The organism is Cupriavidus agavae (genome assembly GCF_004217045.1).
Taxonomy (GTDB): Bacteria; Pseudomonadota; Gammaproteobacteria; order Burkholderiales; family Burkholderiaceae; genus Cupriavidus; species Cupriavidus agavae.
In genome coordinates this window covers 1-25,686 of sequence record NZ_SGXM01000009.1, presented here as the reverse complement: position 1 = coordinate 25,686, position 25,686 = coordinate 1, and the positions used below count along the sequence as shown (strand labels likewise).

The following is a 25,686-nucleotide window of genomic DNA, read 5'->3' as shown; positions in this document are numbered from 1 at the left end:
CTATGCCGCCCGGCGCAATGGCCGCGCGGACGCTGCAAACAGCGGCGCCGCCCGGTCCACGGCAAGCCTGATGCGCTCGGCCAGCGCGCCTTCGCCGATCTCGTAGCCATCGAAATCGGCGGTGGAGGCATACACCCCGATCGGCAACGTCAGCGCCTGCAGGAAGCCGAACAGCGGCCGCAGTTGGTGTTCGAGCACCAGCGCGTGCCGGTCACTGCCGCCCGTGGCGGCCAGCAGCACGGGCTTGTCGGCCAGCGCGGTCATGCCGACCAGATCGAACAAATGCTTGAAGTGGCCCGGGAACGAGCCACGGTAGACCGGCGCGGCGGCAATGACCAGGTCGGCCGATTCGATGGCAGCGACCTGCGCCTCTACCCCGGCGGGCAGCTCGGCGCGCGTCAGGGCCGCCCCGAGCGGCCGCGCGATCTCGCTCAGGTCGACGATCCGGCTGTCGAGCACGAGCCGCTGCCCGAGGCCCGCCAGCAGCGCCTCGATCAGCACCAGCGTGCGCGACGGTTGATGGGCGCTGCCGTTGACGGCGACGACTTTCAGGGGCGTGGACACGATTCCTATCTCCGGCTGGGGGTCGAATGAACTTGGCGACCCCCACCTTAGCGCCCTGCCCGGCCCGCGCGAACGAAGCAATTCGACTATCCATAGACGCAAAAACGGCAGCCACCGGGGCTGCCGTTCGGGCTCAGGCTGGCGAAATGCCGGCGCGTGCTCAGAACGAGGGGACCATCGCGCCCTTGAACTGCGTCTTCATGAACTGGCGCACTTCGTCGGACTGATAGGCTGCCACGAGCTTCCTGACCCACGGCTTGTCCTTGTCCTGCGTGCGCACGACGATGATGTTCGCGTACGGGCTGTGGATGTCTTCCAGGCCGATGGCGTCCTTGGTCGGCTGCAGGCCGGCGGCCAGCGCGTAGTTCGTGTTGATCACGGCGGCGGCCACGTCAGGCAGGGCACGGGCCAGCTGGGCCGCGTCGAGTTCCACGATCTTGAGCTTCTTCGGGTTCTCGGCGATATCGAGCGGCGTGGCGTTTACGCCATTCGTGCCCACGCCCGGCTTCAGCTTGATCACGCCCTGCGCGGCCAGCAGCAGCAGCGCGCGGTTCTCGTTCGAAGGATCGTTCGGCACGGCCACCTTGGCGCCCTGCGGCAGGTCCTTGGCCGACTTCAGGTTCTTCGAGTAGATGCCCAGCGGCGAGATGTAGGTGTAGCCCACGCTGACCATCTTGTAGCCGCGCTGCTTGATCTGGCTGTCGAGGTACGGCTGGTGCTGGAAGCTGTTGGCGTCGAGGTCGCCGGCGTCGAGCGCGGCATTCGGCTGCACGTAGTCGTTGAATTCGACGATCTTCACGTTCAGGCCGTTCTTCTTGGCTACCTTCTGCACCACCTGCCAGACTTCGGCGTCGGGGCCGCCAACGGTACCAAGGCGGACGGTCTGTTCCTGCGCTGCCGCGGAACCGGCAGCCATCACGCCAAGCGCCACAGTGGCGGCAGCCAGCGTCTTCGTGATCGAGAGCATTTTCATTGGTTTCATTCCTGGAAATCGAGGAGTCTGGCCGTTCCCTCTCCGGGGAGGACCGAGGCGAGAGCTTACCTCAATGCGTCTGCGGTTGCGGGTGGCCGGCGGGCGCTGGCGCATCGCCAACGGCCCGGCTGGCAATGGCCGGCGCGTCCTGCCACCCGCCCCCGAGCGCCAGGAACAGGTTGATCTGGTCCATCGCGACCACGGCGTCCGACGTGGCGAGCGCCGCCTCGGTATTGGCCAAAGTACGATCCGCGTCGAGGCTCTGCAGGTAAGGCGAACGCCCTGCCTGCCACAGCAGCCGGTTCTGGCGGGCCGCTTCGTTGGCCTTGTCGCGCGCCGCGCGCAGCGACTGGTTGCGCTCCAGTTCGTGGGTATAGGCCGACAGCGCGCTCTGCGTCTCGCGCAGCGCCTTCAGGACCACGCCATCGAAATGCGCCAGAGAGCCTTCCGCGCCGTACTCCATGTTGTGGATGCGCGCCCGCGTGCCGCTGGTGGGAATCGTCCAGGAGATCGCCGGTCCCCAGCCCCAGTGCGCGGTGGGCGCCTGGCCGAGGTGATCGAGAATGCCGGTGAAGCCGGCCGAGGCACCAATGCGGATCTGCGGGAAGAGGTCGGCCGTGGCGACGCCGATCTTCGCGGTGGCCGAGGCCAGTTCGCGCTCGGCCTGGCGCACGTCCGGACGACGCTTGAGCAGCGCCATGCCATCGCCCACCGGCAGCGGCTGCCTCAGCGCGGGCACGTGCTCGCACGCCACGCTCCCGGGGTCCAGCGCCATCGGCGGCTTGCCGAGCATCACGGCCAGGCGATAGGCGGCGCCCTCCTGTTCGGCGCGGTACTTCGGCAGCACCGCGCGCAGCGTATCGGCCTGGGCCTGGGCGCGCAGCACGTCGGTCGGTTGTCCCCGGCCGGCATCGACCATCTTCTGCGCCAGCTTTACGCCACGCTCCTGCAGGTCGAGCTGATGCTGGGCCACATGGAGTTCGTGCGTGGCCGTGCAGCCCTGCACGTAGGCGCGCACGGTCTCGGCCACCACGCCCACGCGGGCCTGGTCGAGTGCGGCGTGGCTCGCCTGCGCGGCGGCCAGTGCCGCCTCGTCGGCACGCCTGAGCTTGCCCCAGAAGTCGATCAGGTACGACACCTCGAAGCCGATGTCGCCGAAGTTCATCGCCGGGATCTTCTCCTCGTGAAGCAGCGGCTCGCCGGCAATCTGGCCGCGCTCGGCGCTGGCGCGGAACCTGGCCCCGGGCAGGTTCTCGGCCTCCACCTCGTGGTAGATGGCGATGGCCCGCTTGAGGTTGGCTGCGGCCACCCGCAGGTCGGTGTTGGCCACCAGCGCCTGCTGCACCAGCGCATCGATATGCGGATCGTCGTACAGGCGCCACCAGTCGTTGGGCACGTCGCCGATCGACACGGCGCCGTTGTCGGTGCCGGAGAACGGGCCGTTGGCGGCCGTAGACTGCACCACGGCGTCGTCGGGCACCTTGTGGTCGGGGCCTACGGTCATGCAGGCGGCCAGCGCCATCGGCAGCATCGCCGTCAGCGCGAGACGGGCAAGGCGTTTCACTGCACAGCTCCGGTTGCCGGTGCGCGCTTGCCGGCCAGCGCCACCTTGTCATGCGTAACCGTGGCGGCAGCCGGCGCTGCCGTCTTGCCGGCCGGCGCGCCATCGCCGCGTACCGATACCGTGGCGGTACGGCCCGCCACCAGGCGCACGTCGTCCGGCATCTGGTCGAACTGGATGCGCACCGGAATCCGCTGGGCCAGCCGCACCCAGTTGAAGGTCGGGTTCACGTTCGGCAGCAGGTTCGAGCCGTTGCTGCGGTCGCGGTCCTCGATACCGGCGGCGATGCTCTGCACGTGGCCGTGCAGCACGCGCTTCTCGCCCATGATGCGGATGTCGACCGGGCTGCCGATGCGGATGCCCTGCAGCTTGGTTTCCTCGAAATAGCCTTCCACGTGGAACGAGGTGGAATCCACCATCGACAGCACCGGCTTGCCGGTCACCACATAGTCACCCAGGCGCGGCAGCCGGTCGTTGACGTAGCCTTCCACGGGACTCACCACCTGCGTGCGCGCCAGGTTCAGCTGCGCCACGCCGATGGCGGCGTCGGCCTGCGCCAGCTGGGCCTCGCCCTGCTGCACACGGGCCAACCCTTCCTCGATGATTTCCTTCGACACCACCTCGGAGAGCGACTGGCTGCGCCTGGCCTCGCGGCGCGCCTGCGCCAGGCTGGCCCGCACGGCGGCCGCGGTGGCCTGCGCCTGCCGCAACGCCAGCGCATAGCGCTCGCGGTCGATCTCGAACAGGACGTCGCCCGCCTTCACGTGCTGGTTGTCCTTCACGGCGATGCGCGTGACCAGGCCCGAGACATCGGGCGAGACCTGCACCACCTCGGCGCGGATATGGCCGTCGCGCGTCCAGGGCGCCACGGTGTAGTAATCCCACAGGTGCTTGACGACGACCGCGCCAACGGCGGTGACGGCCAGCGTCAACACGACCGGCCCGAGCGTAGAAAGTCTGAATTTCATGATTGCAGCGATGGCGCCAGCGCCACCACCCCACCGAGGATGATCGCGTACAGCGCGAGATTGAACAGTGAACGGTGCCACACGAGCCGGTAGAAGCCCACGCGCGTCAGCACCGCGCGTGCGCCACTCGTGATGAGGAAGGCCGCGAACATCCACACGAGCAGGCTCGGGATGAACACGCCATAGATATCGAATTCGCCGGGCATTATGCCTTCCTGGAAACGGTTGCCGGCAGGGCCGGCGGAAACAGGGCCACCTGCATGTCGACCAGCGCGGCCCGCGCCACGCGTGAGCGCACCTTCTGCTGCGCGCGGGCGATGCGGGTCAGCAGCGCCTGGGGCGGCACGTCGGCCGAGCCGTCGAGGCGGGCCTTGTAGTAGGTGGTGATGCTGCGCAGCACGCGGCGCACGGCATGCTGCTCGTCGGGCGGCATCGCCAGCATCTCGCGCTGCAGCGCCAGTGCGGTCAGCTCCACGCGCACCTCGCTGAAGCCATCGCCCGATACCTCGCTGTCGCTGGCGGCCAGCCGCGGCACCAGTTGCGCCAGGCGGTCCAGCATGCGGGCGCGCAGCCGGGTATGGGAATCGGGGTGCTGGCCCAGTGCATGCCCGGCGATGTCGTTCCAGCCGGCCCGCACCAGGCGGCGCGTGGCGGCGCGGGTGCCGAACGGCCGCACCACCAGTGTCCAGACCAGCGCGAAGGCAATGCCCGCGATGCCGGCGATATTGCTGTTGAAGAACGACTGGAAGTTGGCGCTGTAGGCGCCCTGGATGCCAATGTCGTTGGCCGTCACCACGGCCAGCGGCATGCCGATCATCGCCAGCCGTGGCTGCGCCACCAGCAGGCCGATGATCAGGTACGGCACCGCGAACATGAGCACCAGCATCTCGAAATCGTGCGCCACGGGCAGCACCGCGAACAGCATCACCAGCGAGATCAGCAGGCAGACGATGTTCCAGTTGAAGAACGAGCGGATCATCGGCGCTGGCTCGTCGAGCGCGGCGAAGAAGCAGCAGGAGATCGCGCCCAGCGCCACGGCGCCCGCCCCATCGGCCCAGCCGGTCTGGATCCAGACCATGCCCATGGCGAAGATCGCCAGCGCCACGGTAACCGTCGAGAACAGCAGCATGCCGTGGTCGTAGTGGCGGGCACGGCCCACCTCCCAGCGCAGGAATTCGGGCACCCAGTCGCCCTGGATGTGCTTCTCGCCGAGGCGGCGGCACAGCGCGGTGCAGTCGTGCCACAGCGCCACCATCTGGTGCAGGCGGTCTTCGGCGGCGGTGACCAGCGCGGCATCCCAGCCCGGCTCCAGGGGCGTGGACGACAGCACGGGACGCCCGTCATCCGGCGCGCCGCCCTGGATCCAGTCCTTCACGGCCTGCATCTGCAAGGCCAGCGGCGCGGGTACGCCACCGGCGGCCTGCATCGATTCGACGATGGTGGCCAGCGACGACAGCACGGGCAGCAGCATCGTCATGCGGCCCCGCAGTTCGCGGGCGGCCCGCACGCGCTCGGCGCTCTCGGCGTCGTAGCCCAGTTGGGTAATCAGTTGGTCGAGCGCCAGGATGTCGGCCGCCAGGCGGTGGCGGCTCTGGTGCTGCGACACCCGGGCGCCGGGCGCGGCCGAGAGCATGTCGCCGGCCCACAGCGTGGCGTCAGCCATCCACTGGCGGGTCTTGTCGCGCAGCACATTGGCCACGCTGGCCGGCAGCAGCACGGCGCCAACCACGGCCGCGCACAGGATGCCGAGGCAGATTTCCTCGGAGCGGGCCACGGCCAGTTCGAAGATGCCGCCCGGATTGTCCACCGAAGGCAGCGCCACCAGCGGCAGCGTGTAGGCGGCCAGCATGAAGAGATAGCTGCGCGGCGTGCGATGCATCAGCGCCACGTAGAGCAGGCAGGCCACCCAGATGGCCACGGCAGCCATCAGCAGCGGCGGCGAGTTGACCAGCGCGGGCACCATGACCACGCCGGCGGCGGCGCCGATCAGCGTGCCCAGCACGCGGTAGAGCGCCTTGGAGCGCGTGGCGCCGGTCAGCGGATGCGCCACGACATAGACGGAGCCCATGGCCCAGTACGGGCGGGGCAAGCCCAGGTACATCGCAATCCACAAGGCCAGCATCGCGGCGATGAACGCCTTGAAGGAAAAGACCCAGTCCCGGGCGGATGGCCAGTTGATCATGCTGCGGACGGCTCCTGCCGGCCCGACGAAGCGGCCGCAGCACGCGACAGCGAATCGAGTACCCGCAACGTCGCGGCCAGGTCTTCCTCGGGGATGTCGGCGAAGACTTCGGCCCGCAACTGCTTCAGTTCCACTTCGATCTGTTCGGCCATCCGTTCGCCGGCCTCGGTCAGCGACAGCACGTTGGCGCGCCGATCGCTCGGATCCACCTCGCGGCGCACCAGTTCGGCGGCGCTCAACTGATCGACAAGCCGCACCAATGTGGCGCCTTCGACACCCACGTAGTCGGCCAGCGTCACCTGGCGGACGCCGCCACCCAGTCGCCGGATGAAGAGTAGCGGCGCTGCCGCCGCGGCGGAGATGCCGTGGGCGGTCACCGCAGCCTGGCTGATCTGGCGCCACTGGCGGCCGGCCAGCATCAACTGGCCGGTGAAGGCGAAACGGAGAGCATCGATCTTTGACATGGGACGAATAATAGATGTAAATTAATTAGAATGCAAATGATTTATCTGCAAATTAGTTCAGTGGGCAACCATCGTACTTCGACGGATTATCAAGTGCAGGAAACGTCTTATGCGCTTTACGCCACGCGATCTGGCGCAAAGTGGGTCGACTTTTCAGGATTTGCCGATTTAAAGGCAGACGCGGACATCGGAAAGTCTGCCCCGCCGAGTCGTTCGGCGACACCAATCCTTTCCGACTATGCACGCGCATAAAACCACTCTGCGGCAAGCTGCGATTTCAGCAGCCGTCACCGCTCTGCTGTTCTCCGCCGCCGGAGCCGCGAATGCCGCCAGGCCTACCAGCCCGGACGCCTGCTCCACCATTGACGCCTGGACACCCACCCGGCACTACCCGCCGGAATCGTGCGTCGAGTTCAGCAAACGCGTCTGGACCGCCGAACGCTTCGCCCATCCGGGCCAGCGTCCCGGGGTCGACCATCCGCTCTATCCGGGCCACGAACGCGGCCCCCGCGCCACGCTGTGGTACGACATCGGCGAATACACGCCGCCCAGCGCCACACCTGACGTCCTGGTCTCGGTACCGGCCACCGGCACGCCGCAACCGGCCATCCATGTCGTGCCGACCCAGGAACGCACCAGCGTCCACTTCATCACCAAGCTGCCGAACTTCGATACGGGCCGGAGCGCGGCGCCCGGCGTGGAAGGCCAGTTCAGCTACCTCGACGTGATGGCCGAGGACACCACCCGGCCCGGCCTGCTGCGGACGGTCCGGCTGCGCGCCCAGCGCAATACCACGGGCACCGGCTATGACGGCGTGCGCGTACAGATGAACGGCAATGGCGGCCCCGCTGGCCCCGGCACGCTCGTGGTCTGGTACGAACCCGCCGACAACCCCCAGCTCGTCCCCGGCACCCGCTACGTCACGGCGAACGCCAACCGCGTCGGCATCGAGGCCATCGCCCACGAACTGCCGGATCGTCCGGTACTCAAGAGGCTGTCGCTGGGCGTGGACATCATCCACCGCAAGCCCGAGACCACTCCGGTCCGCCTCGACGCGGCAGCGAACCGCTTCGTGCTGCAACTGCCCGCCGACAAGGGCCAGCGCGGCTGGTACCTCACCACCACCAACCTGTTGCGCAGCGGCCGTGACCACGGCACTGGCCACTGCCCGGCGGGCGGCTTCGATTTCTTCCGGCTGCCGGCCGTCGATGACCGCGGCACGCCGGTGTCGATCTCGCTGCGTGCCTACAAGGCGTCCAACCCGGACGGTACGGGCGAGATCACTCCGGCCTCGTGCCGCCTCGCCAAGCCCGGCCAGGCCACCGAGACGCTGGTGATCGAATACGTGGCCGCCGACAACGCGATCCTGACGAAGGACTTCCTGGGCAGCCAGTTCCGCAACGCGCTGGCGTACACCATTGCGGTGCGCAACGCCGTGGGACCGATGGCAGACCAATCCCAGCGCACGCTCGACGTCGTGCTGGACCTGAAGCTGGACAAGGGCGCGACGGATCCGAAGACACCGGTCGATCCGAAGGACCCGGTTGACCCGAAGGACCCGGTTGACCCGAAGGACCCGGTTGACCCGAAGGACCCGGTCGATCCGAAGGACCCGGTCGACCCGAAGGACCCGGTCGATCCGAAGGACCCGGTCGATCCGAAGGACCCGGTCGATCCGAAGGACCCGGTTGACCCGAAGGACCCGGTTGACCCGAAGGACCCGGATGAACCGGAAGATCCGCAAGACCCTGAAGAGCCCGTCGATCCGGTCGATCCTGAGGATCCCATCGATCCCGTCGATCCGACCGACCCCGAGGACCCGGACGAACCCGACGACGCCCCGCGCACGGTGATCCCGGCGCCGAAGGCTGGCCAACTGGGTGGCACCTATACGCAGGGCAGCATCTACGGCAAGAACTACCTGATCCGTGACATCGCGCGGACCGGCGCCGCCCGGCGCCTGACGTACCTGAACTACGGGCATGCCAACCTGCACCTCGGCGATGACGGCCTGTACCGTTGCGACAGCGGCAACACGCGCAACGCCAGCAACCCGTTCGCCGACTACGGCAAGCGCTTCACGGCGACCGAATCGGTCGATGGCAAGGCTGACTCGACCTCGAAGGATGCCCTGCGCGGCAACTTCAACCAGTTGCTGAAGCTCAAGAAAGCCTATCCGATCAAGACGCTGATCTCGATCGGCGCGCCGGGCCGCCTCGAGCCGTTTGTCGAGGCCTCCAGCACCAAGGCCGGCCGCAAGGCACTGGCCGAGAGCTGCGTCGATGTCTACATCAAGGGCAACCTGAACGCCACCACCTCCAGCAATGGCGGCATGGGGCTGGCACGCGGCGTCTTCGACGGCATCAACCTCCAGTGGCTCGCGCCGGTGGCCAGCGAAGTCAATCGCGGCAATGTCGACCCGATGAACTGGGAGAACTACCTGGCGCTCGTCAAGGCATTCCGCGACGCACTGGGCCAGGAAGGTGACAAGTACCTGCTGACCGCCACGCTCAATGTGGCCGAGGACCTTCCCGAGGAAGAAACCAAGCTGGCCGGCGCCATTGCCAACGAGCTGAACTGGGTCAATGTCCAGGCGTACGACTACGCCACCGCGCTGAACCCGTCCACGGGCCACGCGTCGGGCATCCAGATCGGCAAGACGAGTCCGTGGAACATCCAGGGCGCCAAGCACCGCAGCCTGACGGGCTCGATCTGGGGCACATGGGACGTCGGCATTCCGCAGGAGAAGCAGGTCTTCGGCATCCCGTTCCACGGGCAAGGCTGGACCAGTGTCCGTCCGGGACGCAACAAGGGCCTGTACATGGCAGGAGGTCCGGTGCAAGGCTCGCTCGCCCAGAGCGTGCTGCCGTATCGCACCATCAAGACCCTGCGCAACTACGGCACCTATGTCGACACCAGCGCCAAGGCATCGTGGCGCTACAACGGCTGGACGTTCTGGTCGTACGACAGCAAGGCCATCGTGAACGAGAAGATCAGTGCGCTGCGCAAGACACGCGCGGCCGGTGTCTACGCCAGCGACCTTGCCGGCGACGACCGTGGCGAGCTGATCGGCGTGATGGAGACCATCAAGCGCTGATCCACGCATGACCGATGCGGTGGCCAGCCTGGGCCACCGCGGCTGCCGCCGGCAATCCCTGCCGGCGGCATTTCTGTTTTGTGGGCCTGAGAAATGTCATTACCGAATCACATCCGGACGACCCGCCTTCGCCACGCAGGCTTCACGCTGCTGGAGCTGCTGGTCGTCCTGCTCATCATCGCCATGCTGGCCGGCTATGTCGGTCCGAAACTGTTCGGCGAACTCGACAAGGCCAAGGTCAAGACCGCGACCGGCCAGATGAAGGCGCTCGGCGACGCGCTGGACCGCTACCGGCTGGACATGGGCGCCTACCCGGCTACCGAGCAGGGCCTCGACGCGCTCACGGCGCAGCCCGCTGATGCCGGCCAGCGCTGGCAGGGGCCGTACCTGACCCGCGCAATCCCCGCCGACCCGTGGGGCCAGCCCTACCGCTACGCCGTGCCCGGCACCGGCGGCAAGGACTACGACCTGTCATCGACCGGTGCCGACGGCAAGCCCGGCGGTACTGGCCATGCGGCCGATATCGCGTGGTAAGGCCACTCATGCAATACCGCCTGACCGTGGCACGCCACGGGGAACTCCACGAACGCGTGGTCACCGCCGCCGATGCCGAGACGGCGCGCCGCATGGCCACCGCCGCCGGCGAGCATGTGGTGGCCTGCCGTGGCGTGTTTCGCCTGAGCCGGGCGGCGCCGTTCCAGACCGCGCTGTTTACGCAGGAACTGATCGCCTTGCTGAACGCGGGGCTCTCGCTGGTCGAATGCGTCGAGGCGTTGCGCGACAAATCGTCGGGCTCGGCTGAAAACGCCACGCGCCGCGTGCTCGACGCGATCATCGACGGCCTGTACCAGGGCCTGCCGTTGTCGGGCGTGCTGGCCGGCCTGCCCGAGCAGTTTCCCGCGCTGTATGTCGCCACGGTAGCCTCCGCCGAACGGACCGGGCACCTGGCCGACGCCCTGTCGCGCTACCACCGCTACGAGGCCCGCCTGGCAGCCGTGCGCAAGCGCGCCGTCAGCGCCCTGATCTATCCGGCCGTGGTGATCGCCATCGGCGGCCTGATCATGCTGTTCCTGCTGTTCTTCGTGATTCCCCGCTTCAGCCAGGTGTACGCGTCGATGCGCGACCTCCCGGCCGCCGCGCGCTGGCTGCTGTGGTGGGGCGAGTCCGTGGAGGCGCACGGCGGCCTGATCGCCCTCGGCCTGCTGGCCGCCGCGCTGGCCCTGCTGGCTGGCGCGCGACATGCCAGGCTCGTGCCGCGGCTGTTCGCGCTGGCGCTGCGGATTCCACAGTTGCAATCACTGCAGCGCCTGCTGGCGCTGACCAAGCTCTACCGCACCACTGGCCTGCTGCTGGCCGGCGGGATGGCGGCCGTCCCCGCGCTGCGGCTGGCCTCGCCGCTGCTGCCCGAGCCGCTGCGCAATGCGCTGGCGCGGGCCATCGCCGAGATCGAGACGGGCCTGCCCGTGGCCGACACGCTGTCCCGCCACGGCCTGACCACGCCCGTCGCCGAACGGCTGCTGCGCGTGGGCGAGCGCAGCGGCGAACTGCCGGACATGTGCGAGCGCGCCGCCCAGTTCTGCGACGAAGCGCTCGACCGCGCCATCGATACCGCCACGAAGCTGATCGAACCACTGCTGATGCTGGTGGTGGGCGGGCTGGTCGGCGGCATCGTGTTTCTCCTCTACATGCCGATCTTCGAACTGGCCGGAAACATGCAATGACCTTGCCCTCCTCGCCCTCCTCGCCCTCCGCGCCACCCCTGCCGTCGCTGCTGGCCCTGCACGCGCTGCGCGCCGCCGCGCCGGAACAGGACCTCCAGACCCGCATCGCCGAGACCTCGCACGTCGATGCCGAGACCGCCGCGCGCCATCTCGCCGGCCTGTTCCGCCTGCCACTGCTCGACACCGCCGCGCTTGCCGCCGCCGCACCGCGCTTCGACCTGCTGCCCTACGCGTGCGCCATCCAGCGCCACTGCCTGCTGGTGCAGACCGCCCCGGACTCGCCGCTGCTGACGCTTGCGCTGGGCGATCCTACCCGTATCGCCGAGCGCGAACGCATCGCGCGCCGGCTGGCTCAGGGGGGACACGCCTATGTAGAGGCGGTCGTGCCCAGCGCGGCCCTGCAGGCGACGCTGGCGCTCCATGGCGACCGCCAGCGCGCGCTGGCCCAGATTGCCACCGACGCCACGCCGGACCCGGAAACCACGCCCGGCGATGGCGGCATTTCGCTGGCGAGCCTGGCACAGGACACCAGCCCCGTGGTGCGGCTCGTCAATTCCACGCTCTACGACGCGCTGCGCATGGCCGCCTCCGACGTCCACATGGAAACGCTGCCCGACGGGCTGGCCGTGCGCTACCGCGTCGATGGCGTGCTGCTGCACGCCGCCGCCATGCCTGGCCACGACGTGGCCGAGCAGGCGATCTCGCGCATCAAGGTAATGGCCGAACTCGACATCGCGGAGCGCCGCATTCCGCAGGATGGCCGCTTCAAGGCCATCGTGGCGGGGCGCGAGGTCGATTTCCGCGTCTCGGTCATGCCGTCGATCCACGGCGAGGACGCCGTGCTGCGCGTGCTGGACAAGCGCCGCGGCAATGCGGAAGGCACGCCGCTGCGGCTCGACGGGCTTGGCCACGACGCCCACGCGGTGGCCGCCATCCGCGCGCTGGCCGCGATGCCGCACGGGCTGCTGCTCGTGACGGGTCCGACCGGTTCGGGCAAGTCGACCACGCTGTACGCCGCACTGTCCGAACTCGACACCGGCCAGGAGAAGATCATCACGATCGAAGACCCGGTGGAGTACGAGGTGCCCGGCGTGCTGCAGATTCCGGTCAACGACCGCAAGGGCCTGACCTTTGCGCGCGGCCTGCGCTCGATCCTGCGCCACGACCCCGACAAGATCCTGGTCGGTGAAATCCGCGACGGCGAAACCGCCGCCATCGCCGTGCAGGCGGCGCTGACCGGCCACCTCGTGCTGACCAGCGTCCACGCCAACGGGGCGTTCTCGGTGCTCGACCGCTTCCTGCACATGGGCATCACGCCCCACAGCCTCGTGGAATCACTGATCGGCGTGGTCGCCCAGCAGCTCGTACGCACGGTGTGTCCGCACTGCGCCCGGGACGCGAGCGCCGACGCGGCGCTACTGGCCCGCTCCGGCCTGCAGGCGTCCGACATCGCCGGCTGGACGCTGCGCGAAGGCAGCGGCTGCGAAGCCTGCCACGACACCGGCTATCTGGGACGGCGGCCGGTGGCCGAAGTCCTGCGCATCAACGACCGGCTGCGCGACGCGATGCTGCGGCAGGCGCCCTCCGGCGAGCAACGCGCGATTGCGCGCGAAGCCGGCTTTCTTTCGCTGCGGCAGGCCACCGTGGCACTGGCCGCGCGCGGCATCACCACCTTGCAGGAGGCCAACCGTGTCACGTTCGCCGAGTAACGCCTGCCTCTGGCTGCTGCACGACGCCATCGGCGTCCGCCCGGAAACGCGCGGCACCGCCATCGACGCGCCCGCCACGTACCAGCCTGCAGGCAGCGGACAGGACGCCCTGCTTGGCGCCATCGACAACCTGCTGCCGACGCTGCGCGGCAAGTCGCTGTGCGTGCGCCTCGGCTACCCGTGGGCCTGGCATGCCGCCGTGCCCTGGCAGCCCCGGCTGTTCGCCGACGACGCGTGGCGCGGCTGGACCCACGCCAGTTGCGAAGCCACCGGCATCGAGCACGAAGCGTGCCGAATCGCGCTGGGTCCGTTGCAATACGGCCAGCCACGGCTGGCCGCGCTGGCCGACGCCGGACTGGTCGATGCGCTCGTCGCGCGTGCCGCCGCCCATCAGGTGCGCCTGCGCAGCGTGACGTCGACGTTCGCGCATGCCCTGCATCACTACCGGAACGGCCTGCCCGGAGCCGACACCGCCGTGGCGTTGCGCGAGCGGGGCGTGATGCACTGCGCGCTGCGCAAGGACGGTGCGGTCATCGCCATCGGCACCTTCGCGGAGACGACCAATGCCGGCTCGGCAGTCGATACCGGCATGGCCAGCCTGGCGCTGACCGCCGGGACGGGCCTGCCGGACCAGATCGCGCTGATCGGTGCCTTCGCGGCGTCCGAATTGGCTGTTGGCCACGGCGCCACTGCCATCTGGCTCGGCCCACATCTGCCCGTGGCGCAAACAGGGAGCCTGCCGTGAGATCGCGCCTGCCTGAATTCCTGCCGGCGCGGCCCCGTCCGTCGGCCTTCGCCCTCGTGCTCGGCACGGTCAGCATCGCGGTTGCCGGCTGGACCGCCTACGAGTTCCTGACGCTGCGCTCGCTCGGCAACGCCGTGGAAGCGGCCCGGAGCGAAGCGGCGCAATGGAAGCGGCAGCTCGCCGCCCAGCGCAGCGCGCAGCGCGCCGCCGGGCCGGGCGCCGACATCGTGCGGCGGCAGGCCCAGCCGATGATGCCCGTGCTCGGCTGGCTCGAACGCACATGGAGCGAGGACGTGTCCTACGCGCGCATCGATATCGACGCCAACGCGCGCAGCCAGCGGCTCGAACTCGAAACCCGCAACGAAGCGGCATTGCTGGCACTGATCGATGCGCTGGCGGCTACACCGGGGGTACGCAGCGCCTCGCTGGTGCGCCAGCAGCGCGGGTCCGACGACGAAGCGGGCGGCCATGGTGGCATCGAGGCCACGATCCAGCTGCGCTGGGAGGAGCCCTCGCCATGATCGGCCTCTCCACCCATCGCCTGCAATGGACGCTGCAGCTCCTGCGCCACCGCTGTGGACGCGCGGGCACGGCCGCGCTGGCCCTTGGCGCCGTTGCGCTGCTGGCGCTGTACGGCCAGATCCTGCCCGGGATCGACGAAGCGACGGCCCGGCTTGCGACCGAGTCGGCCGAGACCGACCGGCTCAGGCGCGAGGTGGCCGCCGGACAGTCCGGTGCGGCCCGGCAGGCCATGCCCGCCGCCGCAACCTACACCGGTTTCCTGCGCACCCACGCCGAGCTGGCCTTGCAGCAGGGCATCGAACTGACCGATATCGATTTCGCCACGCGCCCCGAGGCGGGCCAGCGCTATCTGCGCCATACGCTGCGCTACGCGGTGGACGGCCCCTACCCGGCGCTGCGCGCCTATCTGGAAGCGGTGGAGCGGCTGCCCGGCGCGCGGATCGATTCGGTTTCGCTGGTCCGCGCACTGGACCGCGACGGCGCCGTCAACGCCCTGGTGCAACTGAGCTACCTCGTGGAGGCCGGATCATGACGTTCTCCCGCCCCCTGCTGGCCCTGCTGGTGGTCACCGCGTGCGCGACGGCCTATGTGGCGTGGCTCGACGGATCGACGCTGGAGGAAACCCCGGTGCCGCGTGCCGCGCGCGGTGCAGTCCGCCCCGCCCCGGCGCCCGCCGTAACCCCGCCGGATCTGTCGGTAGCCACGCCGCATCCGGACCTGTTCCGCAGGCCCGGCTGGCGGCTTGGCGCGATGCAGGCACTGCCCGAGGACGAGTCCCCGGACCCCTTGCTGCCGCCGGTGAACGATGCCCCGCCCGCGCGGCGGCCGCCGGCAATCTCGGCCACTGCGATCTGGCAGGACACACGCGGCGTCATGGTCGTGCTCGAAGCCGGCGGCGCCTCCCGGATCGCCTGCGCGGACTGCACGGCGCCGGGCAGCCTGCAGCCGGGTCAGGGCTGGCGCGGTTACCGGCTCGACGCCATCGAGGCCGAAGGTGCCCGCGTGACCGAACTGTCTACCGGCAGGCGCCTGCATCTGACCGTAGTAGCCGGCGGGTGAAAACGCCCCGCCGACCTCCCACCCCTTTCCAGGAGATTCCCTTGAAGTCCCGATTGCAGTTCAGCCTCGCGGCGCTTGCGGCATCGATGCTGGCCGGCTGCGCGTTGCCGGGCGTGACACCCACTCCCGATCCCGGCGCCTCGTTCGCCCAGGCCGCGGCCAGGGCCGCACAGGCGCCCGACAGTACCGCCACCCAGCTTGCGTTCCAGGTGGAGCGCGAGCGGCGCGTGCAGATGCTCGTACAGCAGGGCACGGCGCAACTGGAGCGCGATCTGATCGACGATGCCGCGCTGTCCTTCGCTGAAGCCATTTCGATCGACCCCGGCAACGCCCGCGCCCGCGAAGGCGAGGAACGCGCCGCCGCGGCGCGGCAGATCGCCGCCCTGCTCGCCCGGGCACGCGAGACAGCCCGCAGCGACCCTGCCGGCGCGTTCGCGCAGGTGGAGAAGGCGCTGACGCTGGACCCCCGCCACCTTGGGGCCCGCGCGCTCTACAAGGAGACGGCCGCGATGGTGGCGGCCGCACGCAGCCAGCCTGCCAGCAGCCTGGCGGCATCGCTGCGCCAGCCGATCTCGGTCCAGTTCCGCGACCAGCCGCTGGCCAGCGTACTGACCACGATCTCCACGCTGTCGCGGCTCAACTTCGTGCTCGACAAGGACGTGCCGCAGGACCTGCGCGCAACCGTCTCGGCGAAGGAGACCTCCGTCGAGGCCGTGGTCGACCTGATCCTGGCCACCAACAACCTCGACCGCAAGCTGCTCAACGACACCACGCTGCTGATCTACCCGAAGGTGGCGGACAAGGTGCAGCAGTACCGCGACCTCACCACGCGCACGTTCTACCTGAACAATGCCGACCCGAAGCAGGTCATGGGCATGCTCAAGCAGATCGTCAAGACCAAGGACGTCTATATCGACGAACGGCTCGGCATGCTGGTGATCCGCGACACACCCGAGGCGGTGGCCGTGGCCGAGCGGCTGGTGGAGGCGCACGACCTGCCGCAGTCCGAAGTCATGTTCGACGTGCAGGTGCTCGAAGTGAACAGCAACAGCGAGCTGAATCTTGGCATCCGCTATCCGTCGAGCGTGTCGGCCTCGGTGTCGGGCGCGGCGAAGCTGCCCGGCGTGGTGACCTGGAATGAGCTGCGCAACCTCAACGGTGACAACATCGGCGTCAACCTCGGCGATCCCGTGGTGACGGCCAACCTCGCGCGCCAGAGCGGCCAGGGGGAACTGCTGGCCAACCCGCGCATTCGCGTGAAAAACCGGGAGAAGGCCAAGATCATGATCGGCGACCGGCTGCCGGTGGTGACCACGGTCAACGGCAACGGCGTCGTGACGGAATCGGTCAGCTACCAGGACGTGGGGCTGCAACTCGACGTCACACCCACGCTGACCCAGGACGGGGAAATCGGCGTCAAGGTCTCGCTGGAAGTCTCGAACGTGGTCAACACGATCAAGACGCAGACCGGCCTGATGGCGTACCAGATCGGCACGCGCAAGGCCGAAACCAACATGACCGCGCGCGATGGCGAGACGCAGGTACTGGCCGGGCTGTTGCAGCGTAGCGAACAGGGCAACGGCCACGGCATTCCGGGGCTCAGCGAGTTGCCGGTGCTCGACCGCATCTTCGGCACGCGCAGCAAGAAAGAGGCGTCCACGGAACTGGTGCTGCTGATCACGCCGCGCATCGTGCGCAACCTGCCCACGCCAGCCAGCCACGTCACGCGGTTCAACAGCGGCCCGCTGAGCCAGATCACCACTGCGCCGCTGGCGCTGGAGCCCTCGGCCGCCCGCAGCCGCCGTGCAGGCCCACGGGCCAGCCGGCCCGCCACGCCACCGGCCGGCGCCGAGGCCCCGGCCGCACCGTAGCCATGCGCCGATCCCGAGGCTTCACGCTGATAGAGATGCTGGTCACGCTGACGCTGCTGGCCACGCTGGCGATGGTGGCCCTGCCGCTGGCGCGCGTGGCCGCCCAGCAGGGCCGCGAGGCCGACCTGCGCCAGGCGCTCTGGCAGATACGCCACGCCATCGACGCACACAAGGCTGCCATGGACGGCGGCCGCATCACGCGCCTGGTGGGCGCGAGCGGCTATCCGCCCACGCTCGAGGCGCTGACCGAAGGCGTGACCGATATCCGCAACCCGGCCGGCGCGAAGCTGTACTTCCTGCGGCGCATCCCGCGCGATCCCATGTGCCAGTGCCCCGGCGTGCCCGCCGTGCAGACCTGGGGCCTGCGCGCCTACGCCAGCCCGCCCGACGCGCCCGAGCGCGGCGACGATGTCTTCGACGTCTACTCGACCTCGCCGGACACCGGGCTGAACGGCATACCCTACAAGGAGTGGTGACATGACCACCGGCATTCCCCCCAAAGGCCCCCGCCCCCGCCCCGGCCCCGGACGGCGCGGACGTTCCGATCCCCGTGGCTTCACCCTGATCGAACTGCTGGTGGTGCTGGCCATCATGGCCGCGCTGATGACGCTGGCGGTGCCGCGCTTCGCCACCCAGACGGAACGGGCCGAGGAGACCGTGCTGCGCCACAACCTGACGGCGATGCGCGACGCCATCGACCGCTACCATGCCGATCACGGCGAGTATCCGCGCTCGCTGGAGACACTGGTCCAGCAGTCGTACCTGCGGCAGATTCCGGTCGATCCGGTCACGCGCAGCGCCACTGGGTGGCGCATCATTCCGCCGCCCGCCGATCCGGACACCGGCATGCAGCGATCCCAGCAAGCCACGCAGGGCGTCTACGACGTGCGCAGCGTGGCGGAAGGCGAGACCCACGATGGCACGCCTTACTCGGAGCTGTAGTCCGCCGCGCCGGCGCCGGGCCAGCGGCTTCACGCTGGTCTGGTGCCTGGCGATGGTGGCGGTGATGGGCGTGTACCTGATGAAGGTGGGCGATGCCTGGCAGATGCGGGCGCAGCGCGAACGCGAGGTGGAACTGCGCCAGCGTGGCACGGAGATCCGCGAGGCGATCCGCCGCTACGTCGAAAACGGCTCGGGCCGCTATCCGGAGACACTGGCCGATCTCGTGGAGGACAACCGGACCGGCCAGGTGCGCCGCTGGCTACGCAAGCCCTGGGACGATCCGATGACCGGGGCGGATTGGCAGTACCTGCCCGCACCCGGCGACGGCTTCATGGGCGTGCACAGCGGCTCAGCCAGGCGCCCGCTGCGGCAGGATGGCTTCTACGCCGACGAACCGGGCTTTGCCGAGGCGGAAAGCTACGCCGACTGGCGCTTTGCGTACTGGCCCGGGCAGACGCTGCGCGACGATCTCACGCCGCCGTGACCGCCATGCGCAGGTTTGCCAGCATGTCGTCGACCATCTGCTGCAGCGAGAAACGTGGCTGCCAGCCCCAGTCGCGCCGGGCGGCGCTGTCGTCGATCGAATCGGGCCAGCCCTGCGCGATGGCCTGCCGGTAGTCCGGCTCGTACCGCACCGTGAAATCCGGCACACGGCGCCGGATGGCCTCGGCAATCTCGGCCGGCGTGAAGCTCATGCCGGCCAGGTTGTAGCTGCCCCGCTCGCGCACCTGTTCGGCCGGCGCGTCCATCAGTTCCAGCGTGGCCCGGATGGCATCGGGCATGTACATCATCGGCAGGCGCTCGCCGGCGTCGAGGAAGCAGGTGTAAGGCTCGCCGCGCACGGCATGGTGGAAGATATCTACCGCGTAATCGGTGGTCCCACCGCCCGGCGGCGTCTTGTGCGAGATCAGGCCCGGATAGCGCACGCTGCGCACGTCCACGCCGTGATTTTCGAAGTACCAGCGGCACCAGCCCTCGCCGGCCAGCTTGGAAATGCCATAGACCGTGGTCGGCTCCATGACGGTCTGCTGCGGCGTGTCCACGCGCGGCGTGGTCGGGCCGAACGCGGCAATCGAACTAGGCCAGAACACGCGGGAAATGCCGTGGTGCCGCGCCGCTTCCAGCACGTTCAGCAAGCCGGTCATGTTCAGGTTCCAGGCCCACTGCGGCGCCTTCTCGCCCGTGGCGGACAGCGCGGCGGCCAGCAGGTAGATCTGCGTGATGCCGTGGCGCTCGATCACGGTGGCCAGTTCACCGCGATCGGTGATGTTGAGCATCTCGTGCGCGATATGGACATGGCGGCCCGTGGGCACCACGTCGGACGTCACCACCTGCCCGCGCCCGTGGCGCTCGGCCAGCGCCAGCGCCAGTTCGGAGCCAAGCTGTCCGTTGGCGCCGACGATCAGGATCTTCGGCGGCGTATTGGAAACTGCCGCCGTCATCGCACCAGCCCCAGTTCGCGGCCCGCCTGGGCGAACACGTCGAGCGCCGTGCGCAGTGTGGTCTGGTCGTGTCCGGCGCTCATCTGCACGCGGATACGGGCCTGCCCCTTCGGCACCACGGGATAGAAGAAGCCCACCACATAGACGCCCAGTTCGAGCAGCCGCTCGGAGAGCTTCTGCGCCCGGTCCGCGTCGTAGACCATGATCGGCACGATCGGATGCTCGCCAGGCTTGATGTCGAAGCCAAGCGCGGCAATGCCTTCGCGGAAGAACTTCGTGTTGGCCGCCAGCCGGTCGCGCAGTTCGGTGCTGCCTTCGAGGATATCGAGCACGGCGATGCTGCCGCCGACGATGGCCGGCGCCACGGTGTTCGAGAACAGGTAGGGACGCGAGCGCTGGCGCAGCAGGTCGATCACCTCCCTGCGGCCCGTCGTGAAGCCACCCGAGGCACCGCCCAGCGCCTTGCCGAGCGTGCCGGTGATGAGGTCGATCTTGCCGAAGACCCCGCGCGCCTCGTGCGTGCCGCGGCCGCGGGCACCCATGAAACCGGTGGCGTGGCATTCGTCGATGCCGAGCAGCGCGCCGTGCGCATCGCAGATCCGGCGGATCTCGTCGAGCCGGGCGACCGTGCCGTCCATCGAGAACACGCCATCGCTGAAGACCAGCTTGAAGCGCGCGCCATCGGCATCGGCCTGCTTCAACTGGGCGTCCAGGTCATCGAGATCGTTGTGTTTGTAGCGGTAGCGCTTCGCCTTGGACAGGCGGATGCCATCGATGATCGACGCATGGTTCAGCTCGTCGCTGATCACCGCGTCGTCCGGGCCGAGCAGCGTCTCGAACAGGCCACCGTTGGCGTCAAATGCCGAGCCGTAGAGGATGGTGTCCTCGGTGCCCAGGAAGCTCGCCAGCCGCTGCTCCAGCGTCTTGTGCAGATCCTGCGTGCCGCAGATGAACCGCACCGACGACAGGCCGTAGCCATGGGTACGCAGTGCCTCGTGGGCGGCCTCGATCACCTTGGGATGCGAGGAAAGTCCCAGGTAGTTGTTGGCGCAGAGATTGATGACCTCGCGGCCATCGGCGGTGCGGATCGTGGCGCCCTGCGGCGTGGCGATGATGCGCTCGCGCTTGTACAGCCCCGCGTCGCGGATCGCATCGAGTTCCGCGCGGATCGATGCATAAAAAGCCTCGGCACTCGACATGGCCAGACTCCCGGTGGTAGTGTCTCGGATCGCTCGATCGATAAATCGAACGTGTTCTATATAAAGAACGTGACGTGCACTATAACGAACGAATGACGATGACGCAACCCATCCCCGCCGAAGGGCCGCCGGCGGTCGGCAGCACGCTGCAGGCACTGCGGCAGGGCCAGCAGCTGTCGCTGGACGATCTGTCGCGGCGCGCCGGTGTTTCCAAGTCTATGCTGTCGCAGATCGAACGGAACCTCGCCAATCCCACCGTGGCAGTGCTGTGGCGGCTGGCCAACGCGCTCGGGGTAAGCCTGACCGACTTCCTGGCCCAGGGCGGCAGCGCGCCGCCGGCCCCGGCAATCACCGTAGTGCAGCCGCATGCGATCCCGGCGCTCAAGAGCCCGGACACGCGCTGCGAGCTACGTATCCTCGGCCCGATCGAGCTGGCGGGGCGTTTTGAATGGTATGAACTGTCGATCCAGCCGGGAGGCGTGCTGGCGTCAGACCCGCACGACACGGGCACGCAGGAGCACCTGACGGTACTCTCCGGCGCCATGACCGTGCGCGCTGGCGGCGACGAGAGGAAACTGAAGCATGGCGAGACAGCGCGCTACGGCGCCGACGTGGCCCATGCGATTGCCAATCCGGGGAAAGGGATGGCGACGGCGTTGCTGGTGGTGGTGCATCCCAGTTGAGTTGCCTTCCTGCTTGTTCTGCTCCCTCTCCCGCACGGCGTGAGAGAGGAGAAAAACCTACCCCTCTTCCTTCATCCGTTCACTCGCCAGCAAATTCCGCTTCGTCTCCAGGATGTGTTCCTCGAGCAGCCCCGCCACCTTGACCGCATCGCGTGCCTTGCACGCTTCGAGAATACGGTAATGGTCGGCCTGCGGTCCTTCCTTGCCCGTGGCGAGCGACATCTGCTCGTGCGTGTAACGGTCGGTATTGAGGCAGAACTCCTCGATCAGCCTGCGCAGGCGCTTGTTGTTGGCCGGCGCGCATAGCGCCAGGTGGAAACGCCGGTTGTACTCGGCCCACTCCACGAGCGATTCCGATTCTGAATACGCATCGAGGATCTCCTGCATCTGCTGGAAATCCTGCTGAACCATGTTCGGCACGCCCAGCCGCGCCGCGTGGCATTCCAGCGCCACGCGGATATCGAGCAGTTCGCAGATCTGCGACACATCCATCCCCGACACCACGGCGCCCCGGTTGCGCTGATACGTCACCAGCCCTTCCGTTTCCAGCTGGCGCAGGGCTTCCCGCACGGGAATGCGGCTGGCGTTGAAGCGCTCGGCAAGCGCGTCCTGCCGCAGTTGCTCGCCAACCGGTAGCGTGCCTTTCAGGATTTCATAGCGAAGCTGGTCACGAATGATCTGGGGTAAACCCTTGGTAGGGGCGCTGGTGCGGCCCGGTTGCGTGGACATGGGAAGTGCTGGAGATCGGTGTGCGATTCGAGTGAGGTCCCTATTGTGCCTGAATATTCGCGCTGCTATATTGGATCCAATTTCTTACCTCTCATATCCAATAGGTAGTCAGTCGTATATGTCTGCAAACAATCTGCATCCAAAAACCACTAATGAAACGGTTCTGGCCTATGCGCCTGGCAGCGCCGAGCGCACCGCACTGATTGCCGAACTGGCCGCGCAGCAGACGCGGCAGGTCGATATCCATGCCGTGGTCAATGGCGAACGCATCGCCAGCGGCAGCCACACGGACGTGTGCGCGCCACACGCTCATGCCCGGAAGCTGGGCCGCGTGCACAACGCCGAAGCCGCCACCATCCACGCATCGATCGACGCGGCCGTGGCCGCCCAGCGCGACTGGGCCAATGCCTCGCTGGCCGAGCGCTCGGCGGTGTTCCTCAGGGCCGCCGACCTGCTGGCCGGACCGTGGCGCGCCCGGCTCAACGCCGCGACGATGCTGGGACAGGGCAAGACGTGCTACCAGGCCGAGATCGACGCCGCCTGCGAGCTGATCGACTTCCTGCGCTTCAATGTCCAGTTTGCGCACGAGATCGCCAACGGCCAGCCGCTTTCCTCGCCCGGCATGCGCAACCACCTTGAATACCGCCCGCTGGAAGGCTTTGTCTACGCGGTAACACCGTTCAACTTCACGGCCATCGGCGGCAATCTGGCCATTGCGCCGGCACTGATGGGCAACACCGTGGTCTGGAAGCCGGCGGCCACGGCGTCGCTGTCGAACTACCTGTTCATGGAACTGCTCGAAGCCGCCGGCCTGCCGCAGGGCGTCATCAACTTCCTGCCGGGCGACCCGGTGGCGGTCAGCGGCGCCGTGCTGGCACGACCCGAACTTGCCGGTATCCACTTCACAGGCTCGACGGCCGTGTTCGACACCCTCTGGGGCGAAGTGGGCCGCAACGTGTCGCGCTATCGCAGCTATCCGCGCCTGGTTGGCGAGACCGGCGGCAAGGATTTCGTCCTCGCCCATGCTTCCGCCGACGCCGGGACGCTGGCCGTGGCGCTACTGCGCGGCGCGTTCGAGTACCAGGGCCAGAAGTGCAGCGCGGCCTCGCGCGCCTACATCCCGGCCTCGCTGTGGCCGGAGGTCAGGGACCGCCTCGTGGCGATGGTCGAGACCATCCGCATGGGCGACGTCACCGATTTCACCAACTTCATGGGCGCCGTGATCGACCGCCGCGCGTTCGACCGCATCGCGGGCCACCTGCAGCGCGCGGCGGCGGACAGCGGCGTCAAGCTCGTCGCCGGCGGCAGGGCCGACGACAGCGTCGGCTACTTCATCGCGCCAACCGTGCTCGAAGTCAGCGACCCGCGCCACACGCTGATGGAAACCGAGCTGTTCGGCCCCGTGCTCAGCGTCTACGTCTACGCCGACGAACACTGGCCCGAAGTGCTGTCGCTGGTGGACGGCACCAGCCCCTACGCACTGACCGGCGCCGTATTCGCCACCGACCGCGCCGCCATCGCGCAGGCTTCCGACGCACTGCGCTATGCCGCGGGCAACTTCTATATCAACGACAAGCCCACCGGCGCCGTGGTCGGCCAGCAGCCGTTCGGCGGCGCACGCCGCAGCGGCACCAACGACAAGGCCGGCTCGCCGCTGAACCTGCTGCGCTGGGTCTCGCCGCGCACGGTGAAGGAGACCTTCGTGCCGCCGGCCGACTACCGCTACCCCCATATGGCTGCCTGAGCGCGCTGCCCGAAAAGACAGATTTCAAGCCACACCACCACGGAGAAGAAGAGATGAAGCGAGCCACCCTGCTGTCCGCCCTGGCGTTCAGCCTGACCACGTTCGCCGGCGCAGCCAGCGCGGCGATTTCCGGCGATGTCGTCAAGATCGGCGTGATGACCGACCTGTCCGGCGTCTACCTCGACTATGCCGGCAAGGGCTCGGTCGAGGCCGCGAAGATGGCCATCGAGGACTTTGGCAACGGCCTGCCCGGCAAGAAGATCGAACTGGTCACCGCCGACCACCAGAACAAGGCCGACATCGGCAGCGCCAAGGCGCGCGAATGGATCGACCGCGACGGCGTGGACACCATCGTCGACCTGCCGAACTCGTCGGTCGCGCTGGCCGTGTCGCGCATCGCCTCGGAGAAGAAGCGCATCTCGCTGATCACGGGCGGCGCCAACCTGCGCCACACCAACGAGGAATGCTCGCCGTACATCGTGCATTGGGTCTATGACACCTACGCGCTGGCCAACGTGGCCGGCAAGGCGATGGTCAGGCAGGGCCTGAAGAGCTGGTACTTCATGACGGCCGACTATGCCTTCGGCGCCTCGCTGGAAACCGCCACGGCCGACGTGGTCAAGGCCTCCGGCGGCACCGTGGTGGGCCAGATCAAACACCCGCTGAACGCATTGGACTTCTCGTCGTTCGTGCTGCAGGCCCAGGCATCGAAGGCGCAGGTGGTGGCACTGGCCAACGGCGGCGGCGACACCATCAACGCGATCAAGGCCGCCAACGATTTCGGCCTGCCGAAGAACCAGACGCTGGTGGGCCTGCTGATGACCATCAGCGATGTACACAGCCTGGGCCTGAAGCTGACGCAGGGCATGAAGATGACCGACGCCTGGTACTGGGACCTGAACCCGCAGACGCGTGAGTTCGGCACCCGGTTCTTCGCCCGCATGAAGCGCATGCCGAACATGGTGCACGCCGGCACGTACTCGGCCGTGCTGAACTACCTGAAGGCCGTGCAAGCCACCGGCAGCGACGATTCGGACACCGTCATGGCGGCGCTGAAGAAGGCCAGGATCAACGACGCGTTTGCCAAGAACGGCTATGTCCGCGCCGACGGCCGCATGGTCCACGACATGTACCTGATGGAAGTGAAGAAGCCGGCCGACTCCAAGACGCCGTGGGACTACCTGAAGCTCGTGGCCACCGTGCCGGGCGAGGAAGCCTTCCAGCCGCTGTCGCAATCGCGCTGCCCGCTGGTCAAGAAATAAGTCCGGGCCTGTTCCCCTCTCCCGCATGGCGGGAGAGGGGAGCAAACCATCAGCGATTCCACGGCAATAATTTCGTATCACATGACAACCAACGTACTGGAAGTCCGCCACCTGACGAAGTCCTTCAAAGGCTTCACGGCGGTCGACGGTGTGGACCTGCGCGTGCGTCGCGGCTCGATCCATGCATTGATCGGGCCCAACGGCGCGGGCAAGACCACCTGCTTCAACCTGCTCACGAAGTTCCTGGAG

General features: G+C 68.2%; 26 protein-coding genes. 16 read left to right on the top strand and 10 right to left on the bottom strand.

Annotation, left to right across the window (positions count from 1 at the left end):
• From msuE to EV147_RS22055, 7 genes are all read right to left on the bottom strand, one after another.
• The gene (gene msuE / locus EV147_RS22085; protein ID WP_130393359.1) at nucleotides 1–564 is read right to left on the bottom strand and encodes an FMN reductase; all 564 of its coding nucleotides are present in this window, start codon (nucleotides 562–564) and stop codon (nucleotides 1–3) included.
• A gap of 160 nt (nucleotides 565–724) precedes the next feature.
• Nucleotides 725–1,537 carry a MetQ/NlpA family ABC transporter substrate-binding protein gene (locus EV147_RS22080; protein WP_130393358.1) on the bottom strand — a complete coding sequence of 271 codons (813 nt, stop codon included), beginning with the start codon at nucleotides 1,535–1,537 and terminating at the stop codon, nucleotides 725–727.
• 70 nt (nucleotides 1,538–1,607) lie between these two features.
• A complete protein-coding gene (locus EV147_RS22075) occupies nucleotides 1,608–3,101 on the bottom strand; it encodes an efflux transporter outer membrane subunit (RefSeq protein ID WP_130393357.1) in 1,494 nt (497 codons plus the stop codon).
• The gene (locus EV147_RS22070) at nucleotides 3,098–4,066 is read right to left on the bottom strand and encodes an efflux RND transporter periplasmic adaptor subunit (protein ID WP_198680331.1); all 969 of its coding nucleotides are present in this window, start codon (nucleotides 4,064–4,066) and stop codon (nucleotides 3,098–3,100) included. The genes EV147_RS22075 and EV147_RS22070 overlap by 4 nt, the downstream gene beginning before the upstream one ends.
• Nucleotides 4,063–4,272, bottom strand: coding sequence for a DUF1656 domain-containing protein (locus EV147_RS22065; RefSeq protein WP_130393356.1), 210 nt, complete (start codon nucleotides 4,270–4,272; stop codon nucleotides 4,063–4,065). The genes EV147_RS22070 and EV147_RS22065 overlap by 4 nt, the downstream gene beginning before the upstream one ends.
• Nucleotides 4,272–6,248, bottom strand: coding sequence for an FUSC family protein (locus tag EV147_RS22060; protein ID WP_130393355.1), 1,977 nt, complete (start codon nucleotides 6,246–6,248; stop codon nucleotides 4,272–4,274). The genes EV147_RS22065 and EV147_RS22060 overlap by 1 nt, the downstream gene beginning before the upstream one ends.
• On the bottom strand, nucleotides 6,245–6,712 hold the full coding sequence (locus tag EV147_RS22055) for a MarR family winged helix-turn-helix transcriptional regulator (protein ID WP_130393354.1): 468 nt from the start codon (nucleotides 6,710–6,712) through the stop codon (nucleotides 6,245–6,247). The genes EV147_RS22060 and EV147_RS22055 overlap by 4 nt, the downstream gene beginning before the upstream one ends.
• Before the next feature lie 238 nt (nucleotides 6,713–6,950).
• Here EV147_RS22055 and EV147_RS26190 point away from each other — a divergent pair, with 238 nt between their 5' ends.
• The 12 genes from EV147_RS26190 (at nucleotide 6,951) to EV147_RS21995 (ending at nucleotide 18,862) form a co-directional block, all read left to right on the top strand.
• Nucleotides 6,951–9,809 (top strand): glycoside hydrolase family 18 protein, encoded by a 2,859-nt coding sequence (locus EV147_RS26190; protein ID WP_130393353.1) that lies wholly within the window; start codon nucleotides 6,951–6,953, stop codon nucleotides 9,807–9,809.
• A gap of 93 nt (nucleotides 9,810–9,902) precedes the next feature.
• Nucleotides 9,903–10,343, top strand: coding sequence for a type II secretion system major pseudopilin GspG (gene gspG / locus EV147_RS22045; RefSeq protein WP_130393352.1), 441 nt, complete (start codon nucleotides 9,903–9,905; stop codon nucleotides 10,341–10,343).
• Between the two features lie 8 nt (nucleotides 10,344–10,351).
• Nucleotides 10,352–11,530 carry a type II secretion system F family protein gene (locus EV147_RS22040; RefSeq protein WP_130393351.1) on the top strand — a complete coding sequence of 393 codons (1,179 nt, stop codon included), beginning with the start codon at nucleotides 10,352–10,354 and terminating at the stop codon, nucleotides 11,528–11,530.
• Nucleotides 11,527–13,239: a GspE/PulE family protein gene (locus EV147_RS22035; protein WP_130393350.1), complete on the top strand. Its 1,713-nt coding sequence runs from the start codon at nucleotides 11,527–11,529 to the stop codon at nucleotides 13,237–13,239. The genes EV147_RS22040 and EV147_RS22035 overlap by 4 nt, the downstream gene beginning before the upstream one ends.
• Nucleotides 13,220–13,984, top strand: coding sequence for a hypothetical protein (locus tag EV147_RS22030; RefSeq protein WP_130393349.1), 765 nt, complete (start codon nucleotides 13,220–13,222; stop codon nucleotides 13,982–13,984). The genes EV147_RS22035 and EV147_RS22030 overlap by 20 nt, the downstream gene beginning before the upstream one ends.
• On the top strand, nucleotides 13,981–14,505 hold the full coding sequence (locus EV147_RS22025) for a hypothetical protein (protein ID WP_130393348.1): 525 nt from the start codon (nucleotides 13,981–13,983) through the stop codon (nucleotides 14,503–14,505). Before EV147_RS22030 ends, EV147_RS22025 begins: the two co-directional genes overlap by 4 nt.
• The gene (locus EV147_RS22020) at nucleotides 14,502–15,038 is read left to right on the top strand and encodes a hypothetical protein (RefSeq protein WP_130393347.1); all 537 of its coding nucleotides are present in this window, start codon (nucleotides 14,502–14,504) and stop codon (nucleotides 15,036–15,038) included. The genes EV147_RS22025 and EV147_RS22020 overlap by 4 nt, the downstream gene beginning before the upstream one ends.
• On the top strand, nucleotides 15,035–15,565 hold the full coding sequence (locus tag EV147_RS22015; RefSeq protein WP_130393346.1) for a hypothetical protein: 531 nt from the start codon (nucleotides 15,035–15,037) through the stop codon (nucleotides 15,563–15,565). The genes EV147_RS22020 and EV147_RS22015 overlap by 4 nt, the downstream gene beginning before the upstream one ends.
• A gap of 41 nt (nucleotides 15,566–15,606) precedes the next feature.
• On the top strand, nucleotides 15,607–17,436 hold the full coding sequence (locus EV147_RS22010; protein WP_130393345.1) for a secretin N-terminal domain-containing protein: 1,830 nt from the start codon (nucleotides 15,607–15,609) through the stop codon (nucleotides 17,434–17,436).
• A 2-nt stretch (nucleotides 17,437–17,438) separates the two neighbouring features.
• Nucleotides 17,439–17,912 carry a type II secretion system protein gene (locus EV147_RS22005; RefSeq protein WP_130393344.1) on the top strand — a complete coding sequence of 158 codons (474 nt, stop codon included), beginning with the start codon at nucleotides 17,439–17,441 and terminating at the stop codon, nucleotides 17,910–17,912.
• 1 nt (nucleotide 17,913) lies between these two features.
• Nucleotides 17,914–18,378 (top strand): type II secretion system protein, encoded by a 465-nt coding sequence (locus EV147_RS22000; RefSeq protein ID WP_130393343.1) that lies wholly within the window; start codon nucleotides 17,914–17,916, stop codon nucleotides 18,376–18,378.
• Nucleotides 18,353–18,862, top strand: coding sequence for a type II secretion system protein (locus EV147_RS21995; RefSeq protein ID WP_130393342.1), 510 nt, complete (start codon nucleotides 18,353–18,355; stop codon nucleotides 18,860–18,862). Before EV147_RS22000 ends, EV147_RS21995 begins: the two co-directional genes overlap by 26 nt.
• Here EV147_RS21995 and EV147_RS21990 read toward each other — a convergent pair.
• Together EV147_RS21990 and kbl are read right to left on the bottom strand one after the other, a co-directional pair.
• The gene (locus EV147_RS21990; protein WP_130393341.1) at nucleotides 18,849–19,820 is read right to left on the bottom strand and encodes an NAD-dependent epimerase/dehydratase family protein; all 972 of its coding nucleotides are present in this window, start codon (nucleotides 19,818–19,820) and stop codon (nucleotides 18,849–18,851) included. The two genes, EV147_RS21995 and EV147_RS21990, sit on opposite strands and share 14 nt — an antisense overlap.
• Nucleotides 19,817–21,019 carry a glycine C-acetyltransferase gene (kbl, locus tag EV147_RS21985; protein WP_130393340.1) on the bottom strand — a complete coding sequence of 401 codons (1,203 nt, stop codon included), beginning with the start codon at nucleotides 21,017–21,019 and terminating at the stop codon, nucleotides 19,817–19,819. Before kbl ends, EV147_RS21990 begins: the two co-directional genes overlap by 4 nt.
• A 98-nt stretch (nucleotides 21,020–21,117) precedes the next feature.
• Between kbl and EV147_RS21980 the strand changes: the two genes are divergently transcribed.
• Entirely contained in the window at nucleotides 21,118–21,702 is a 585-nt protein-coding gene (locus EV147_RS21980; RefSeq protein ID WP_130393339.1) for a helix-turn-helix domain-containing protein, read from the top strand.
• Nucleotides 21,703–21,759: 57 nt separating this feature from the next.
• On the opposite strand, the gene EV147_RS21975 is transcribed toward EV147_RS21980, so the two are convergent.
• A complete protein-coding gene (locus EV147_RS21975) occupies nucleotides 21,760–22,431 on the bottom strand; it encodes a GntR family transcriptional regulator (RefSeq protein ID WP_130393338.1) in 672 nt (223 codons plus the stop codon).
• A 118-nt stretch (nucleotides 22,432–22,549) separates the two neighbouring features.
• Between EV147_RS21975 and pruA the strand changes: the two genes are divergently transcribed.
• From pruA to EV147_RS21960, 3 genes are all read left to right on the top strand, one after another.
• Nucleotides 22,550–24,175, top strand: coding sequence for an L-glutamate gamma-semialdehyde dehydrogenase (gene pruA, locus EV147_RS21970; RefSeq protein ID WP_130393337.1), 1,626 nt, complete (start codon nucleotides 22,550–22,552; stop codon nucleotides 24,173–24,175).
• Between the two features lie 53 nt (nucleotides 24,176–24,228).
• A complete protein-coding gene (locus EV147_RS21965) occupies nucleotides 24,229–25,437 on the top strand; it encodes an ABC transporter substrate-binding protein (RefSeq protein ID WP_130393336.1) in 1,209 nt (402 codons plus the stop codon).
• Between the two features lie 81 nt (nucleotides 25,438–25,518).
• Nucleotides 25,519–25,686: ATP-binding cassette domain-containing protein (locus EV147_RS21960; protein WP_130393335.1), on the top strand; the 168-nt coding region annotated here is incomplete at its 3' end.

What these genes read in the sequence shown, in the direction of transcription:
- EV147_RS22035 (WP_130393350.1), top strand. Translation starts at nt 11,527, where the DNA reads ATGACCTTGCCCTCCTCGCCCTCCTCGCCCTCCGCGCCACCCCTGCCG.
- EV147_RS22040 (WP_130393351.1), top strand. Translation starts at nt 10,352, where the DNA reads ATGCAATACCGCCTGACCGTGGCACGCCACGGGGAACTCCACGAACGC.
- EV147_RS22055 (WP_130393354.1), bottom strand. Translation starts at nt 6,712, where the DNA reads ATGTCAAAGATCGATGCTCTCCGTTTCGCCTTCACCGGCCAGTTGATG.
- EV147_RS22015 (WP_130393346.1), top strand. Translation starts at nt 15,035, where the DNA reads ATGACGTTCTCCCGCCCCCTGCTGGCCCTGCTGGTGGTCACCGCGTGC.
- EV147_RS22080 (WP_130393358.1), bottom strand. Translation starts at nt 1,537, where the DNA reads ATGAAAATGCTCTCGATCACGAAGACGCTGGCTGCCGCCACTGTGGCG.
- kbl (WP_130393340.1), bottom strand. Translation starts at nt 21,019, where the DNA reads ATGTCGAGTGCCGAGGCTTTTTATGCATCGATCCGCGCGGAACTCGAT.
- gspG (WP_130393352.1), top strand. Translation starts at nt 9,903, where the DNA reads ATGTCATTACCGAATCACATCCGGACGACCCGCCTTCGCCACGCAGGC.
- pruA (WP_130393337.1), top strand. Translation starts at nt 22,550, where the DNA reads ATGTCTGCAAACAATCTGCATCCAAAAACCACTAATGAAACGGTTCTG.
- EV147_RS21975 (WP_130393338.1), bottom strand. Translation starts at nt 22,431, where the DNA reads ATGTCCACGCAACCGGGCCGCACCAGCGCCCCTACCAAGGGTTTACCC.
- EV147_RS21990 (WP_130393341.1), bottom strand. Translation starts at nt 19,820, where the DNA reads ATGACGGCGGCAGTTTCCAATACGCCGCCGAAGATCCTGATCGTCGGC.
- EV147_RS22065 (WP_130393356.1), bottom strand. Translation starts at nt 4,272, where the DNA reads ATGCCCGGCGAATTCGATATCTATGGCGTGTTCATCCCGAGCCTGCTC.
- EV147_RS26190 (WP_130393353.1), top strand. Translation starts at nt 6,951, where the DNA reads ATGCACGCGCATAAAACCACTCTGCGGCAAGCTGCGATTTCAGCAGCC.
- EV147_RS22060 (WP_130393355.1), bottom strand. Translation starts at nt 6,248, where the DNA reads ATGATCAACTGGCCATCCGCCCGGGACTGGGTCTTTTCCTTCAAGGCG.
- EV147_RS21980 (WP_130393339.1), top strand. Translation starts at nt 21,118, where the DNA reads ATGACGCAACCCATCCCCGCCGAAGGGCCGCCGGCGGTCGGCAGCACG.
- EV147_RS21965 (WP_130393336.1), top strand. Translation starts at nt 24,229, where the DNA reads ATGAAGCGAGCCACCCTGCTGTCCGCCCTGGCGTTCAGCCTGACCACG.
- EV147_RS22005 (WP_130393344.1), top strand. Translation starts at nt 17,439, where the DNA reads ATGCGCCGATCCCGAGGCTTCACGCTGATAGAGATGCTGGTCACGCTG.
- EV147_RS21995 (WP_130393342.1), top strand. Translation starts at nt 18,353, where the DNA reads ATGGCACGCCTTACTCGGAGCTGTAGTCCGCCGCGCCGGCGCCGGGCC.
- EV147_RS22070 (WP_198680331.1), bottom strand. Translation starts at nt 4,066, where the DNA reads ATGAAATTCAGACTTTCTACGCTCGGGCCGGTCGTGTTGACGCTGGCC.
- EV147_RS22000 (WP_130393343.1), top strand. Translation starts at nt 17,914, where the DNA reads ATGACCACCGGCATTCCCCCCAAAGGCCCCCGCCCCCGCCCCGGCCCC.
- EV147_RS22020 (WP_130393347.1), top strand. Translation starts at nt 14,502, where the DNA reads ATGATCGGCCTCTCCACCCATCGCCTGCAATGGACGCTGCAGCTCCTG.